Annotated in this window: 12 protein-coding genes; 6 read left to right on the plus strand and 6 right to left on the minus strand. The window is 66.3% G+C overall.

The features are described 5' to 3' along the window. Window positions 1-148 precede the first annotated feature (148 nt). Window positions 149-2,002: a sigma-54-dependent Fis family transcriptional regulator gene (locus tag QSV46_RS13755; RefSeq protein ID WP_314951647.1), complete on the plus strand. Its 1,854-nt coding sequence runs from the start codon at window positions 149-151 to the stop codon at window positions 2,000-2,002. A gap of 10 nt (window positions 2,003-2,012) precedes the next feature. Here the strand turns inward: QSV46_RS13755 and QSV46_RS13760 are convergent, their stop codons facing one another. Together QSV46_RS13760 and QSV46_RS13765 are read right to left on the minus strand one after the other, a co-directional pair. Further along, window positions 2,013-2,567 (minus strand): flavin reductase family protein, encoded by a 555-nt coding sequence (locus QSV46_RS13760; protein ID WP_314951649.1) that lies wholly within the window; start codon window positions 2,565-2,567, stop codon window positions 2,013-2,015. Between the two features lie 57 nt (window positions 2,568-2,624). After that, complete coding sequence (locus QSV46_RS13765) at window positions 2,625-3,722, minus strand: LLM class flavin-dependent oxidoreductase (RefSeq protein WP_314951652.1); 1,098 nt, start codon at window positions 3,720-3,722, stop codon at window positions 2,625-2,627. Between the two features lie 218 nt (window positions 3,723-3,940). On the opposite strand from QSV46_RS13765, the gene QSV46_RS13770 reads away from it, so the two are divergent. From QSV46_RS13770 to poxB, 3 genes are all read left to right on the plus strand, one after another. After that, window positions 3,941-4,855 carry a 2-dehydro-3-deoxygalactonokinase gene (locus QSV46_RS13770; protein WP_314951655.1) on the plus strand — a complete coding sequence of 305 codons (915 nt, stop codon included), beginning with the start codon at window positions 3,941-3,943 and terminating at the stop codon, window positions 4,853-4,855. A gap of 13 nt (window positions 4,856-4,868) precedes the next feature. Then, window positions 4,869-5,501 (plus strand): 2-dehydro-3-deoxy-6-phosphogalactonate aldolase, encoded by a 633-nt coding sequence (locus QSV46_RS13775; protein WP_314951658.1) that lies wholly within the window; start codon window positions 4,869-4,871, stop codon window positions 5,499-5,501. Window positions 5,502-5,581: 80 nt separating this feature from the next. After that, window positions 5,582-7,318 carry a ubiquinone-dependent pyruvate dehydrogenase gene (gene poxB / locus QSV46_RS13780; protein ID WP_314951660.1) on the plus strand — a complete coding sequence of 579 codons (1,737 nt, stop codon included), beginning with the start codon at window positions 5,582-5,584 and terminating at the stop codon, window positions 7,316-7,318. A 51-nt stretch (window positions 7,319-7,369) separates the two neighbouring features. Here poxB and QSV46_RS13785 read toward each other — a convergent pair whose 3' ends face one another. Both QSV46_RS13785 and QSV46_RS13790 read right to left on the minus strand, forming a co-directional pair. Further along, the gene (locus QSV46_RS13785) at window positions 7,370-7,735 is read right to left on the minus strand and encodes a hypothetical protein (RefSeq protein ID WP_314951663.1); all 366 of its coding nucleotides are present in this window, start codon (window positions 7,733-7,735) and stop codon (window positions 7,370-7,372) included. A gap of 68 nt (window positions 7,736-7,803) precedes the next feature. Further along, on the minus strand, window positions 7,804-8,712 hold the full coding sequence (locus QSV46_RS13790) for a PaaI family thioesterase (RefSeq protein WP_314951666.1): 909 nt from the start codon (window positions 8,710-8,712) through the stop codon (window positions 7,804-7,806). A 148-nt stretch (window positions 8,713-8,860) separates the two neighbouring features. Here QSV46_RS13790 and QSV46_RS13795 point away from each other — a divergent pair, with 148 nt between their 5' ends. Beyond that, a complete protein-coding gene (locus tag QSV46_RS13795; RefSeq protein ID WP_314951669.1) occupies window positions 8,861-9,181 on the plus strand; it encodes a hypothetical protein in 321 nt (106 codons plus the stop codon). A gap of 40 nt (window positions 9,182-9,221) precedes the next feature. On the opposite strand, the gene QSV46_RS13800 is transcribed toward QSV46_RS13795, so the two are convergent. Next, window positions 9,222-10,691 carry an amidase gene (locus QSV46_RS13800; protein WP_314951672.1) on the minus strand — a complete coding sequence of 490 codons (1,470 nt, stop codon included), beginning with the start codon at window positions 10,689-10,691 and terminating at the stop codon, window positions 9,222-9,224. A 131-nt stretch (window positions 10,692-10,822) separates the two neighbouring features. Then, entirely contained in the window at window positions 10,823-11,926 is a 1,104-nt protein-coding gene (locus tag QSV46_RS13805) for a ring-opening amidohydrolase (protein WP_314951674.1), read from the minus strand. A gap of 679 nt (window positions 11,927-12,605) precedes the next feature. Here QSV46_RS13805 and QSV46_RS13810 point away from each other — a divergent pair. Continuing rightward, a complete protein-coding gene (locus QSV46_RS13810; RefSeq protein WP_314951677.1) occupies window positions 12,606-14,945 on the plus strand; it encodes a Tex family protein in 2,340 nt (779 codons plus the stop codon). The last annotated feature ends 172 nt before the right edge of the window (window positions 14,946-15,117 follow it).

The following is a 15,117-nucleotide window of genomic DNA, read 5'->3' on the forward strand; positions in this document are numbered from 1 at the left end:
GCGCTTCTGCGCACCACAGTTCGATGCTGCGCATCGCCCCGGAATGACGGGAGGGAGCAGCGCTCCATCCCCGTTTCCCGGTTCCCGATTGACATCCCGGCCCGTGGTGCCAGACTTTGCACAATAATACAGGGTGGAGACGTCCGCGATGGCCAGCCTTTCGGCCTCGAACCATGTCGCCCGTGTCATGTCCGTCGCCAACCATGTGGCCGACGTCGACGCGTCTTCGCGCATCGCCAATTCCTGGCGGCGCTGCCTGATCAGCCACAAGCTCGATCCCGCCCGCCAGGGGCCGCCGCAAACGCTCACCGAGTCCGAGATCCGGCATGTCGCCGAGCCCATGGAGGAGACGATCCGGCTCGCGATGCCCGAGCTCGACGATCTCGCCCGCGTGCTGCGCGACGCTGGCTATTGCGTCAACCTCGCGGACGCCAACGCCACCATGCTGTTCAGCCGTCTGCCGGGCGAGGGCGACGCAAAAATGTTCCTGGACTGGAAGATTTATACCGGCTCGAACTTCGCCGAGACGTTTGAAGGCACCAACGGACTCGGTACCGCGCTGGCTGAACAAAAGCCGATCCTGGTGCATCGCGACGAGCATTTTCGCGCGCAGTGGCACATGTTCTCCTGCGCCGTGGCGCCCCTGTTTGATCAGGCCGGACGCCTCGCCGGCGCCATCAACATCACCTCCTGCCGCGAGGATCTCGAGCGCGCGGCGCACCAGCTCGCGCTTGCGGTGACGATGGAGGCGACGCGGCGCATGGAGGGCGCGATCTTCCGCGGCCATTTCCGCAATGCCTGGATCGCGACCGTGCCGGGTGATAGCGGCAGTGGCCTGCTCGCCTATGACGACGACCGCCGCATCGTCGGTGCCTGCCGGTCGGCACGGGCGCTGCTGGGCCTCACCGACGGCCTGATCGCATCCGGCATCGATCTATCGCGCTACATCAAGTTCGATCATCCCGCGCGCCATGCGGACGACGTCGTCGAGCTGCGCCGGGCCGATGGCAGTCCGCTGGGGCGCGGTCATGTCGCGCCACCGCCGAGGGCAAGGCCGTCCGCGCAGCGTCGTGACGTCCCCCTGGACCGGTTCGACGCGCTGCATCGGCTTGCCGGCCGCGATCCCGGCCTGATCAAAAGCGTAAAACGGCTCAGGAGCATCGGCGATCACAATCTGCCGGTGCTGCTCCATGGCGAGACCGGTGTCGGCAAGGACGTGTTCGCGCGCGCTATCCATGCCGCAAGCAACCGGGCGCGCAACAATTACGTCGCACTGAATTGCGCGGCGATGCCGGAGAGCCTGATCGACGCCGAGCTGTTCGGCTACGAGGCCGGCGCCTTCACCGGCGCGCGGCGCGACGGCTCGAAGGGCCTGATCGCGCAGGCCGACGGCGGCACGCTGTTTCTCGACGAGATCGGCGACATGCCGATCGCGCTGCAGACACGCCTGTTGCGCGTGCTCGAGAATCGCGAAGTCTGGCCGCTCGGTGCGCTCAAGCCGGTGCCGGTCGACATCCGCCTGATCAGCGCCACCCATCGCGATCTCGGCCGCATGGCCGAGCAGAGCGCCTTTCGCGCCGATCTCTATTTCCGCCTGCGTGGCATGGAGGTGCATTTGCCCGCCTTGCGCGAGCGCGGCGACCGCGACGACATCATCCGCCAGATCGCGCGCGAGGAGGCGCCGAATTGCCGTCTGTCGGATGAGGCCTGGATGATGCTGTCGGCCTACCCATATCCCGGCAACATGCGCCAGCTCCGTCACGTGCTGCGGCTCGCCGGCTGCACGGCGGAGGATGGCGTCATCACCGATGCCGATCTCGACCTGCCGCCGTTCGGCGGACGCGCAGCAGAGCCCGATCTCGCGGCGGCCGAACGTGCCACGATCGTCGAGGCCTTGCGCAAGCATGGCGGCCGTGTCACCGAGGCGGCCCGTGCGCTAAAGGTCAGCCGCGCCACGCTGTATCGGAAGATCAAGCTGCTGAAGATCGAGACCGCGCAGTAGGCGCCGTTCCTTACGAAAAATCGCTCCAGCTGAGATGCCGCGAGTCCAGATCGCCGACCGTCACGGTGCCGCGGATTTCGTGAGGCACGTGGAAGCTGCTGCGCAAATACACCAGCGGCGCGGCCCCGTCGGAATGCGATGCCCCGCGCACCTCGCCGACGAAGATCGAATGCGTCTTCGCCTCGAATTCCTGCGCCAGCACGCAGTCGAAGGCGGCGACCGCATCGGTCAGCACCGGTGCTCCGGTTGCGCCGCGTGTCCATTGCCCGAACGCAAAGCGATCGTCGCCGTTGACGCTCTTCTGGCCGCTGAAGGTGAGCGCGAGCAGCGCGTGGTCCTCATGCAAGAAATTGATCGCGAAGGCGCCTTCCTCGCGGATGCGCCCATGCGCGCTGGCGTTGCGGTTTACGCAGACGATCAGCGACGGCGGATTGTCGGACAGCGAGCAGGCTGAGGTCACCGTGAGTCCGGTGCGCTTGCCGTGCTCGCTGCCGACCGTCACCAGCGCCACGGCGCCGGCGCACTGGCGCATCGCCTGCTTGAAATCCTTCGCGTCCACGCTCACGCCGACATCTCCGAAAGGACTGCGGGTGCGGCAGGTTCGCGCCGCACCCGCTTCCGGTCAAGCCGCCTTCTGCGCGGAGCCGAGATGCTTCAGGCGCGGCATCACCTCGTTCTGCAGCAGCGAGAGCGAATGATGCCAGGCTTCCGGCTTGTGCTTGTAGTCGAAGCCGAACACGCAGAGCACGCCGAAGCCGCCGACCTCGTCGTAGATCTTTTCGATCTTCTCGGCGACGGTCGCGGGCGAGCCGACGATCCAGTTCCGCTTGGCGCAATATTCGACGGTGACGTCGCTGTCGGGCACGTCGGGCGCGTGCTTCAGATAATCCTTGAAGCCGAAATGGCCGAGCAGCGGCAGGAAGTACTCGCTCATCATCCGGCCCATCATGTCGCCGGTCGAGAGCTTCCAGGCCTCTTCATCGGTGTCGGCGACGAAGACTTCGCGCACCAGACGCCAATCCTGGCGGTTCGGCTTGCGTCCGGTCTTGGCGGCGCCGATCTCGACCGAATCCCAATGGCTGCCGACATAGGCCGGGTTGAGGTTGAGGCTCATCGGAATGAAGCCGCGCTCGCCGGCGAGCTTCAGGGTGTCCGAGTTCTTCGACAGACCAGCGACGCCGATCGGCGGATGCGGAGCCTGCAGCGGCTTGATGTGGGGCTTGAGGAAGTCGAACATCGTGTCCGGCTTGGTGACCGTCCAGAACTTGCCCTTGTAGGTGAAGGGCGCGGGATCGGACCACAGCTTCAGGATGATCTCCAGCGCCTCGCGGGTCATGTCGCGGTTCTGTCCGCTCATGCCGTCGACGTTGAACATCGCCCAGTCGCTCGGCAGGCCGCTGGCCGCGACGCCGAAATTGAGCCGGCCCTCCGAGAGGTGATCCAGCATCGCGACGCGGTTGGCGAGCTCGGCCGGATGATGATAGGGCAGCAGGAAGCCGCCCGGCCCGATGCGCAAGCGCTTGGTCTGCATCAAGGCCTGCGCGATCAGCAGGTCCGGCGTGGGATTGGGTTCCCAGGGCGCGGTGTGGTGCTCGCCGATCCAGGCTTCCTGATAGCCGAGCTCGTCGAGCCAGCGAAGCACTTGCAGGTCCCAGTCGTGTCCTTCCTTCAGGCCGCACTCCGGCGGATGCGAAGGCATCGTGAAATAGCCGATCTCCATGGGTTTCCTCTCCATAATTGACGCGTCTTGTCGCGCGGTTCACGGATGTGAGCAGCGGGGCTTTAGCAAGCGGTGTGCCAGCGCGCCTCGCGCCCCAGACCTGCGAGAAAAGGCTGGTTTGCGGCCGCGATAGCCGATATCCCGGGGCAGATTTGCGCATCGTCGTCTCATTGTCGCGAGACGGCGTCTTGCCCGTGAGACCAAGGATACGCGCCACGATGACCGAACCCGCTTTTGTCGCGGTGGACTGGGGCACCAGCAGTTTTCGGCTGTGGCTGGTCGATCACGCCGGCCAGGTGCTGGCCGAACGCCGCAGCGGCGAAGGCATGCTCGCCGCCGCCAAGACCGGCTTTTCCGGCGTGCTGCAATCGCATCTTGCCGCGGTCGAGGCGCCCGCTCATCTGCCGGTGCTTGTCTGCGGCATGGCCGGCGCCAAGACCGGCTGGATCGAGGCCGGCTATGTCGACACACCCGCGCCGCTGGCCGCCGTCCTGAAGCAGGCCGCGCGCGTCGCGGGCGAGGCGCGCGACATCCGCATCCTGCCCGGCATCGCGCAGCGCGATGCGAGGGCGCCGGACGTGATGCGCGGCGAGGAGACGCAATTGCTCGGCGCGCTTGGCTTGGATGCCGCAGGCGAGACGCTGGTGTGCATGCCCGGAACGCATTCGAAATGGGTGCGTGTGAAGGGCGCGGGGGTCGAACATTTTTCCACCTTCATGACCGGTGAGCTGTTCAGCGTGGTCTCGCGCGAGACGATCTTGTCGCTCGCCGTCGCCGGCGCCGATGACGCTGAGGACGTCGCGAGCTTCAAGGCTGCCGTCATCGCTGCATACGAGGCACCTGCGTTCGCCGCCAATCTCCTGTTTGGCGCGCGGTCGCGACAGCTCCTGTTCGGCGGCACGCCGTCCGCTGCGCGCGAAAGACTGTCGGGTACGTTGATCGGCGTCGAACTCGCGGCGGGACTGTCCGGGACGTTACCGAAAGCGGGCGTCACGCTGATTGCGTCGGGACGGCTCGCGATGTTGTACCAGCTTGCCTTTGACGTGCTGTCGGTCGCCGTGACCCCGATCGATGCTGACGAGGCCGTTCGTCGCGGCCTGTCGATGGCGGCTGCGGTGATCTGGGCGAAATAGAAGGACTCCTGAGATGAGCATTCCCTTTCCGCCCATGAGGCGGCCGCTGGTCGCGATCCTGCGCGGTATCAAGCCGGACGAGACGGAGGCCATCGTCGGCGTGCTGATCGAGGCCGGCATGACCGCGATCGAGATTCCCTTGAATTCGCCCGACCCGTTCCGTTCGATCGCCACCGCGGCAAAGCTCGCGCCGGCCGATGTGCTGATCGGCGCCGGCACGATGCTGACCGCCGCAGATGTCGATCGTCTCAATGACGTCGGCGGCAAGCTGATGGTCTCGCCGAATGTGGATACGCAGGTGCTCGCGCGGGCGCATCAGTACGCCATGGTGACGTTGCCGGGCGTGTTCTCGCCGAGCGAGGCGCTGCTCGCATCGCGCTCCGGTGCATCGGGCCTGAAATTCTTTCCGGCGAGCGTGCTCGGCGCGTCCGGCGTCGCCGCGATCCGCGCCGTGCTGCCGGCGGGCGTCATGATCGCCGCGGTCGGCGGCGTCTCCGACCAGAATTTTGCCGAGTACATCAAGGGCGGCGTGACCGCGTTCGGGCTCGGCTCCAGCCTCTACAAGCCCGGCATGACGGCCGTCGAGGTCGCCGCCCGCGCCAAGGCGACGATCGCGGCCTATGATCGGGCGATTGCGGAAGACTGAGATCGCAATAAACAAGCCGTGATCCCGTCACGGTCGCGCGTTATCCTATCTTGCTGCACCAGCGGGATCAGGAGACCGACATGGCGATCAACAACGTAGCCGATCTGTTCGTGGCAACGCTCGAACAGGCCGGCGTCAAGCGCATCTACGGCATCGTCGGCGACAGCCTGAACGCGATCACCGAGGCGCTGCGCCGTCGCGGCACCATCGAATGGATCCATGTCCGGCACGAGGAGGTCGCCGCGTTCGCCGCCGCCGGCGAGGCCGAGATGACGGGGAGCCTCGCCGTCTGCGCGGGCTCGTGCGGACCGGGCAATCTGCATCTGATCAACGGCCTGTTCGACGCGCATCGCAGCCGCGTTCCCGTGCTGGCGATCGCCGCGCAGATTCCCTCGGCCGAGATCGGCGGCGGCTATTTCCAGGAAACCCATCCGCAAAACCTCTTCCGCGAGTGCAGCCATTATTGCGAGCTGGTGTCGGATCCCAGCCAGCTGCCTTTCGTGCTGGAGAACGCGATCCGCGCGGCCGTGGGCCTGCGCGGCGTCGCCGTCGTCGCCATGCCCGGCGACGTCGCGTTCCGCAGCCCACCCAAGCGCGAATTGTCGACCACGCGCGGGCTCGCGCTGTCGGCGCCGAAGGTGGTGCCGCAGGCCGATGAGCTGAAGTCGCTCGCGGACCTCCTCAACGGCGCCGAGCGCATCACGCTGTTCTGTGGCCGCGGCTGCGCCGGTGCGCATGCGCCGCTGATGCAGCTTGCGGAGGCGCTGAAGAGCCCGATCGTGCATGCGCTCGGCGGCAAGGAGCATGTCGAATACAACAACCCCTACGACGTCGGCATGACCGGCTTCATCGGCTTCTCCTCGGGCTACGCCGCCATGCACGCCTGCGACGCGCTGGTGATGCTCGGGACCGATTTTCCCTACAAGCAGTTCTTCCCGACCGACTGCCAGATCGCGCAGATCGACATCCGCCCGGAAAATCTGGGACGACGCTGCAGGATCGACCTCGGCCTCGTCGGCGACGTCAAGCTCACCATCGAGGCGCTGCTGCCGCTGCTCAAGAGCAAGACGCAGCGCAAGCACCTCGATGACGCCATCGCGCATTACAAGAAGGCGCGCGAAGGGCTGGACGCGCTTGCGAAGGGCACGCCGGGCAGCAAACCGATTCATCCGCAATATCTCGCCAAGGTCATCAGCGAGCATGCCTCCGACGATGCCGTGTTCACCGCCGATGTCGGCACGCCGACGGTGTGGGCGGCGCGCTATCTCGACATGAACGGCCGCCGCCGGCTGATCGGATCCTTCGTGCACGGCTCGATGGCCAACGCCATGCCGCAGGCGATCGGCGCGCAGGCCGCTCAGCCCGGGCGTCAGGTGATCTCGCTGTCGGGCGACGGCGGCTTCACCATGCTGATGGGCGATCTGATCACGCTGACGCAGATGAAGCTGCCGGTGAAGGTGGTCATCTTCAACAACGGCGTGCTCGGCTTCGTCGCGCTGGAGATGAAGGCCGCAGGCTTCGTCGATACCAATGTCGATCTGGAGAACCCTGATTTCGCGGCGATGGCGCGCGCGATGGGCATCTTCGCCAAGCGCGTCGAGGATCCCGGCGAGCTTCCGGGCGCCATGAAGGAGATGCTGGCCCACAACGGCCCGGCGCTGCTCGATGTCGTCACCGCCAAGCAGGAGCTGTCGATGCCGCCGACCATCACGGCGGAGCAGGTCAAGGGTTTTAGCCTCTGGGTGTTGCGCGCCGTGATGAGCGGTCGTGGCGACGAGGTCATCGATCTCGCCAAGACCAACCTGCTATCGCGCTGAGGCGCGGTGCCGGGCGCGGTCCACCTCTCCCCGTCGGGAGAGGTGGGAACGCTATCCCCGCTTCACCGACGGCGCGGGCAGCCGCTCATGGCGGTTCTGGAAGCGTTGCCAATGCAGCACGACACCGATCAGCAGGGCCGGGACGAAGCCGAGCACGATCAGGAAATGCGGAAGCTGCTTTGGCGAGATGAAGGCGATGGCGATGTCGGAGATCAGCCAGAGCGCCGCGAACATCACGGCGAAATCCAGGCGCGCGCAGCGCAGATAATAGAACACGGCGGTGATGACGATGGCGGGCCCGATCGCGATGCCGATCATCACCGCCGTCAGCTCCTTCGGCGTCAGCGCGTCGAGCATCATCGATGCCAGCAGCCAGAGCGCGGCGAACATGGCGACGATGTCGAGCGGATGCCGCAACAGACTACCTTTCGCAGGGAATGCGCTATCGTTGTGGCCCGGACCCCGGCCGTCAAGGGAAAATACGCCTATTCCTCGTCACTTCCAGGCGTCGGCCGCAGCATGAAATGGCCGAACGCGGTGGCGATCGGCCTGGTCGGATCGCCCTGCCAGGCCCGCGCCTCGAAGGCGACGATGCGCCGGCCCTGCTTCACGATCGAGACGTTGGCAAAGCTATCGAGCGCGCGGCCGGAGCGCAGATAGTTGACGGTGAGCCCGATCGGCTTGGGCAGCGCGGCGATGCCGAGCTCGCGCCTCACGCCGAGGATCGCGGTGGTCTCGAGGAAGGCGCCAGTCATGCCGCCATGGATCGCGGGCAGGATCGGATTGCCGACGATCTGCGGCGAGAACGGCATCGTCAGTGTGCCGTCGTCGTTGACGCGGATGCCGAGAGCGCGCGCGAACGGGCTGGTGGCGAACGGACCGTCCGGATCGTCGGGCGCCTCCAGCGTCGGGATGCTGCGCGAATCCATCCTGCGGTCCGCGAGCATGTTGGTGCGGTTGGCGCCGATCATGAAGCAGGCGGTCGCGGTCGCGACCGGATCGTCCTCGGACTCCTGATAGGCGGTGGAGCGCACGAAGGCGATCGAGCGGGTGGTGCGGTAGCAGACCGAATGCGCCTTGATGTCGAGGCCCGGCGTTGCCGGCTTCTGATAGTCGATACGCAGATCGAGCGTTGCGATCGCGCGCGTGCCGTCGAGCGCAAGTTGCACCGCCATGCCGCAGCTCTCGTCCAGCATCGCGGTGACGACGCCGCCATGGAGAACGCCGGTCTCGGTGTTGCCGACGAAGACGGGCCGGTAGGGCAGGCTGGACCACGCCTCGGCTGGCGCGAAGCGGTCGAGCTGGAGCCCGCTGATATGGCCGTAATCGGAACGCCGGCCCTGGATGGCCTCGGCGAGTTCCTCGAACGGAAGGGCGGTCGGAGAGTTGGACATGGTCACGTTCTAGACCAGTGTCGGGCGTCGCGCAAAATGCGGAAACGGGTCGCGCGGCAGGTCTGCCGGGCCGGTTTGGCCTCGACAGGGCGAGCCGAAGCGCCGATGGTGGGCGCTTCGTTCGTTCGACTAGCCGCAAGGAGCGCTTATGGCCGACCCCGAAACACCCGGCACCAATCAGGGGCCCGTCACCATTTCGAGCTCAAGCTCTGAGCGGGCGCCGATCATCTATTTCGACGGTGCATCCTGCTTCGGCCATCACAACGGTGCGATCCAGATCGAGCTCGCTGCGAATCTGCTGATGCCGGTCGGCGCCGCCGTCAGGGTCGACGTGGTGCAGACCGCGCATCTGCGCTGCAGCGTGGCTGCCGCGCTGGCGCTGCGCGAAGCGCTCGACAAGGCGCTGGCGATGTACCAACAGGGCCAGCAGCAGCCGCGGCCGGAGGAAATTCCCGCGGTGAAGAACTGAGGCTGGCGCGGCGATCGCATCTCAATGCGATCGCAGGTCCTCAGCTCACATGCACCGTCGGCTTCCGACCGCCGTTCCACTTACCGTCGAGCGCGCGCTCGATCTGGGCGGCGAGTTGCAGCAGCAGGCCGTCATTGGCCTGCTTGGCGATGGCCTGGATGCCGAGCGGCAGGTCGTGTTCCTGCGTCGCCATCGGCATCGAGATCGCCGGCATGCCGCAGAGATTGGCGAGCGGGGTGAAGGCGAAGAAGCGCCAGAGATTGCCGAACCAGTCGAGCACGTCAGGATTGTCGGAGATGGTGAGATATTCCCTGGTGCCGACCTTCGGCGTCGGCAGCGCGGTGATCGGCGTCAGGATCACGTCCCACTGCTCGAAGAACGCGCCGAAGCCGCGCGAGGTCGTGTTGAAGACGCCTTGCATCTTCGCCCGCTCGGCGAAGGTGGTGTGGCGGCCGGCTTCCCAGATCCGGATGTTCATGGGCTCGATCAGATCTTCCGGCGGCCTGTCCAGTCCCCGCGCGGCGAGCATGTTCGAGATCACCACGGCGAAATTCGAGATGTAGCAGGTGGTCTGCGCGGCGAACGCGGCACGGAAATCGAGCTCGGGCAGCGCGTAGTCGACATGATGGCCGAGGCCTTCGAGGAAGCGGCCAGTCTTCTCCAGCTCGGCTGCGATTTCGGGCGTCGCGGTGTAGTCGCCCCAGCTGTGGGACAGCGCGATGCGCAGCTTGGACGGATCGCGCTTGATCATCTCGGAATAGGGCTGCGCCGTGGTCCAGAACGGCATGAACTCGCCGGGCGCGGGTCCGCGCGCGTGATCGACGAAGGCGGCGGTGTCGCGCACCGAGCGCGACTGGCAACCCTGGATCGAGACGAGGCCGGTGAGATCGGACATGTGCGGTGCGAGCGAGAACACGCCGCGCGAGACTTTCAGGCCGATGTTGCCGTTGACGCCGGCGGGAATCCGGATCGAGCCACCGCCGTCGGTCGCATGCGCGATCGGCACAACGCCGGCGGCCACCATCGCCGCGCTGCCCGCGGACGAGCCGCAGGTGGTGTAGTCGGGATTCCAGGGATTGCGGGTGACGTAGACGGCGGGATTGTCGGCCGAGCTGCACACGCCGAACTCCGGCGTGGTTGTGCGGCCGATCAGGTTCAGTCCGGCCTGACGGAATTTACCGGTCAGGAACGTGTCGGCGCCGGCGCGATTGCCGCGCATCAGCAGCGAGCCCATCTCCTGGAGCCGGCCCTTCATGGTCGGCCCGAGGTCCTTCATCAGGAAAGGAAGACCGGCGAACGGGCCACCGAGATTGGCGCCGTCCCTGGCGGGATCGGCGATCACGTCCTCGAACAGCTCGACCACGCCCGACAGCGCCGGATTGACCTTGGCCACGGCCGCGGCCGCCTGGCGCGCCAAGTCCTTCGCCGTCAACTCGCCCTTGCGGACGCGTGCCGCGAGGCCGACGCCATCGTGCTGCGCCCATTCATTCCAGCTCATCGGCAAAGTCATGAAGTCAAATCCCCTTCGTGCGGCGCCACCTTAGTTTCGCACAGGACCATTTTAATCAACTGATCCGGGGCGAAGGGCAGGGTTGCGCCGGATGGAGAGGTCTGCGCAAGCACGCGTTGCATGCGCACGCATCAGGTTGAGAGCTTTGCGATCACCGCAACCGGCCCGCCGCCCGCCGGCCCCTGATGCTCAGCACCGCCGGAGACGTAGACCGCTCCGGTGCCGGCAAGGCCCGCGATCAGACCGCCGACCGCCGCGCGGGCATGGCGCGTCGAGCTGATGTCGGTATCTTCCAGCATGGTGTGGCGGAAGCCGCGCACGCTGCCGTCAGGCGATGCCTCTGCCTTGGCGAAGATGTTGACGAGCGCGCGGTCCGGCTGCGGCATGGTGCCAAGCCCAACGCTGTTCAAGGCCGACGTCACCGCCGCGGCATCGATGGCGTCGTTCATCACGGCATGTCCGATCGCGAATGCGCTCACGGATGCTTCCGAATTGCCGAGCACGATGACCACGTTGTGCATCAGCTCGATGCCTGATGAGGTCGAGGCGACGTTCGAGAACAGGTCGTAGCGGTGCAGAACGTCGCCGTCGCTTATGTCGGAGGCGATCTCGCGCAGTGCAACGGCAACGCCGAGCGCGGAGGCGCCGCGCGAATAGGCCATCGAGCTGTAGGCGCTTGTCGTCGCCGTCTTGTTGCCGCGTGCGCTTGCCGCCTCGACGCGATCGCTGGTGAGCAGCGGGCATTTGATCTGCACGAAATGCACGTCGGCTGGATCGGTGATGCCGGCGTCGTCCATCGCGGCTTTCACCGCTTTCGCGGTCTCCGCAATCTGCGCGGAGCGGCCGAGCTCCTCGGGCAGGAAATCACGCGTCTGCGCCATGCCGATGCCGAGGCGTTTGCCGGATAGGCCTGCCGGGCGCTCGGCCTCGCGGCGCGTGAACACTGTGATATGCGGGCTGAGTACGCCTTCGGTGCCGCCGGACATCACGAAGGCGATGCGCTGCTCGACCTCCGCTGCGGACAGGCCGAGCCGCGGCGCCAGCGCCGTGCACAGCGCGGCAACGGCGTATTCGCGGGTAAAGTCGTTGACGCCGCCATTGCCCTCGGTCTTGCCAAGGATTGCCAAAATCGATGCCGGATCGATCGCGCCGGAGTCGATCATGGCCATGAGGCCGGAGACGTCGCCGGGGCCCTTGGTGGCGATCCTGATGACGCCGACCGATGTGGTACGCATGATAGTCCTCGTGTGGAGTTCAGGGCCCGGCGGACAAAACAGCCGTCGAACCGGGGCGGCTGTCAAGCCACAAGCGGAGCGCCGTAGCCCGGATGGAGTGCCGCGCAATCCGGGGCCGCTCGCTCGGCATCGGCATCTTCCCGGATTACGCTTTCGCTCCATCCGGGCTACGCGATCGCGCCTGTGTCGCCCCCTGTCAATCCACCGCCGCAAAAATATTCCACTTTACCGAAATTCGGTTTCGGCGTATGTCTCGCCCTTCGCTCGCAATGACGATTGTGGCGGCAGCGAGCTCCAAATCCATCCCCTCACCCCGAGGTGCGCGTCCAGCGGCGCAACCGCGCCGCTGGCAAGCCTCGAAGGGCGACGGCCCGCCGCATCGGCTCGGGCGTGCATCCTTCGAGGCTCCCCTTGCGATGCGATCGCATCGCAAGCCTCGCACCTCCAGCGACAACGGCTTCGTTGCGCGGGGATGACGGAGCCCATATCCTGGTCGAAGCAAGAGGAAGAACCAGCGGCATCCCACGATTGTGGCGAGATCGCATCGGTTCGACAAAAAAATCCTCTGTCGACGGTTGCGCGCCGCACCTTGATGAATCAACCTTGCTTGGTCCATAAGCGGCGTCCCGCAGCCGGTGGTTCGCCTCCGCCCTGCGTGCTTGGATAGAGGGATTCTCGCGTGGCAAATATCAACCAGAAAATTGCGCAGGAGCTTGGGGTACGCCCGGAGCAGGTCGAGGCGACGGTGACGCTGCTCGACGGCGGCGCCACGGTTCCCTTCATCGCGCGCTACCGCAAGGAAGCGACCGGTGCGCTCGATGACGCGCAATTGCGCACCCTGGAGGAGCGCCTGGGTTACCTGCGCGAGCTCGAAGACCGCCGCAAGGCCATCCTCGAATCGGTCCGCGAACAGGGCAAGCTCGATGCCGCGCTGGAGGCCTCCATTCTCGCCGCCGACAGCAAGGCGCGCCTCGAAGACATCTATCTGCCGTTCAAGCCAAAGCGCCGCACCAAGGCCGAGATCGCCAGGGAAGCCGGCCTCGAGCCGCTCGCCAACCAGCTGATGGCCGAGCCGGGCAACGACCCGAAGGTCGTGGCGGAAAGCTTCATCAACGCCGAGAAGGGCGTCGCCGATGCCGCCGCCGCGCTCGACGGTGCCCGCGCCATCCTGGTCGAGCGCTTCGACGAGGACGCCGACCTGATCGGCGCGCTTCGCGAGGAGATGTGGACCAATGCGCGCATGGCCTCCAAGGTGCGCGACGGCAAGAAGACCGAGGGCGAGAAGTTCGCCGACTATTTCGAGTTCTCGGAGCCGCTGACCAAGCTGCCATCGCACCGCATCCTCGCGATGTTCCGCGGCGAGAAGGAAGAGATCCTCGACCTGCAAATCCAGGCCGAAGCCGAAGCGCCGCCGCCGGGCGTGCCGAGCGCCTATGAACTGAAGATCATGAAGCGGTTCGGCATCGCTGACCTCAAGCGCGCCGGCGACCGCTGGCTGGTCGACACCGTGCGCTGGGCCTGGCGCACCAAGATCCAGGTGCATCTCAACATCGACCTGCGGATGCGGCTGTGGAATGCGGCAGAGACTGAAGCCGTCCGCGTGTTCGCCTCCAACCTGCGCGACCTGCTGCTGGCCGCACCCGCCGGCACCCGCGTCACCATGGGCCTCGATCCCGGCTACCGCACCGGCGTCAAGGTCGCCGTTACCGACGCGACCGGCAAGGTGGTCGATACCGCCGTGATCTATCCGCACGAGCCGCAGCGGCAATGGAACGAGGCGCTCGCGATTCTCGGCAAGCTGGCGCTGAAGCATCGTGTCGAGCTGATCGCGATCGGCAATGGCACCGCCTCGCGCGAGACCGACAAGCTCGCAGGCGATCTCGTCAAGGGCCTGCCCGACTTGAAGATGACCAAGATCGTGGTGTCCGAAGCCGGCGCGTCGGTCTATTCGGCCTCGGCCTTCGCCTCGGAGGAATTGCCCGGCCTCGACGTCACCCTGCGCGGCGCGGTCTCGATTGCGCGGCGGCTGCAGGATCCGCTCGCCGAGCTCGTCAAGATCGAGCCCAAGGCGATCGGCGTCGGCCAGTATCAGCACGATCTCGGCCAGGCCAAGCTCGCGAAATCGCTCGATGCCGTGGTCGAAGACTGCGTCAACGCGGTCGGCGTCGACGTCAACACCGCCTCCGCACCGCTGCTCGCCCGCGTGTCGGGCGTCGGCTCGGGTCTGGCGCAGAGCATCGTCGCACACCGCGACGCCAACGGCCCGTTCAAGTCGCGCAAGGCGCTCAAGGAGGTGCCGCGGCTCGGCCCGAAGGCGTTCGAGCAGTGCGCGGGCTTCCTGCGCATCCTCGGCGGCGAGGATCCGCTCGATGCCTCCGGCGTGCATCCCGAAGCCTATCCGGTGGTTCGCCGGATCCTGGCGGCGACCAAGAGCGACATCAAGGCGCTGATCGGCAGCAGCGAGATCGTTCGCACGTTGAAGCCGAAGGATTTCGTCGACGAGACCTTCGGTCTGCCGACCGTGACCGACATTCTGCGCGAGCTCGAAAAGCCCGGCCGCGACCCGCGTCCGGCGTTCAAGGCCGCCGTGTTCATGGAGGGCGTCGAGGAGATCAAGCATCTCAAGAAGGGCATGGTCCTCGAAGGCACCGTGACCAATGTTGCCGCGTTCGGCGCCTTCGTCGACATCGGCGTGCACCAGGACGGCCTCGTTCACATTTCGGCGATGTCCAAAAACTACATCAAGGACCCGCGCGAGGTGGTGAAGCCCGGCGACATCGTCAAGGTCAAGGTGCTGGACTTCGAGGTCGCCCGCAAGCGCATCTCGCTGACGCTGCGCCTCGACGACGAGGTCGGCGCCAACAAGGACGCGCCCGGCATGCAGCGCGACAACAGCTCGCGCAATCCGGCTCGCATGACGTCGTCGGCACCGCGCAAGCAGGAGTCTTCGGGCGGCGGCGGTGCGCTCGCCGAAGCCCTGCGCCGGGCGGCGGAGAAGAACAACGGCAAGCGGGCGTAACTCCTAACCTCTGCCCGCCCTTTGCGGGGAGAGGTCGGAATTCGCGCGCAGCGCGGATTCCGGGTGAGGGGAGTCTCCACGCGTTTATCTAGTTGACGTCTGGGGAGTGCTCTCCACGTCGTCATTGCGAGCGCAGCGACTTGTCCGCCGAAGCCTCGGCGAAGGCGGAAGC

Origin of the sequence: Bradyrhizobium cosmicum (assembly GCF_032290525.1) — a bacterium.
GTDB lineage: Bacteria > Pseudomonadota > Alphaproteobacteria > Rhizobiales > Xanthobacteraceae > Bradyrhizobium > Bradyrhizobium cosmicum_A.

Excerpts from the sequence above, each read along its gene's own strand:
- QSV46_RS13755 (WP_314951647.1), top strand. The coding sequence starts at position 149 with ATGGCCAGCCTTTCGGCCTCGAACCATGTCGCCCGTGTCATGTCCGTC.
- QSV46_RS13765 (WP_314951652.1), bottom strand. The coding sequence starts at position 3,722 with ATGGAGATCGGCTATTTCACGATGCCTTCGCATCCGCCGGAGTGCGGC.
- QSV46_RS13770 (WP_314951655.1), top strand. The coding sequence starts at position 3,941 with ATGACCGAACCCGCTTTTGTCGCGGTGGACTGGGGCACCAGCAGTTTT.
- QSV46_RS13775 (WP_314951658.1), top strand. The coding sequence starts at position 4,869 with ATGAGCATTCCCTTTCCGCCCATGAGGCGGCCGCTGGTCGCGATCCTG.
- poxB (WP_314951660.1), top strand. The coding sequence starts at position 5,582 with ATGGCGATCAACAACGTAGCCGATCTGTTCGTGGCAACGCTCGAACAG.
- QSV46_RS13790 (WP_314951666.1), bottom strand. The coding sequence starts at position 8,712 with ATGTCCAACTCTCCGACCGCCCTTCCGTTCGAGGAACTCGCCGAGGCC.
- QSV46_RS13795 (WP_314951669.1), top strand. The coding sequence starts at position 8,861 with ATGGCCGACCCCGAAACACCCGGCACCAATCAGGGGCCCGTCACCATT.
- QSV46_RS13800 (WP_314951672.1), bottom strand. The coding sequence starts at position 10,691 with ATGACTTTGCCGATGAGCTGGAATGAATGGGCGCAGCACGATGGCGTC.
- QSV46_RS13805 (WP_314951674.1), bottom strand. The coding sequence starts at position 11,926 with ATGCGTACCACATCGGTCGGCGTCATCAGGATCGCCACCAAGGGCCCC.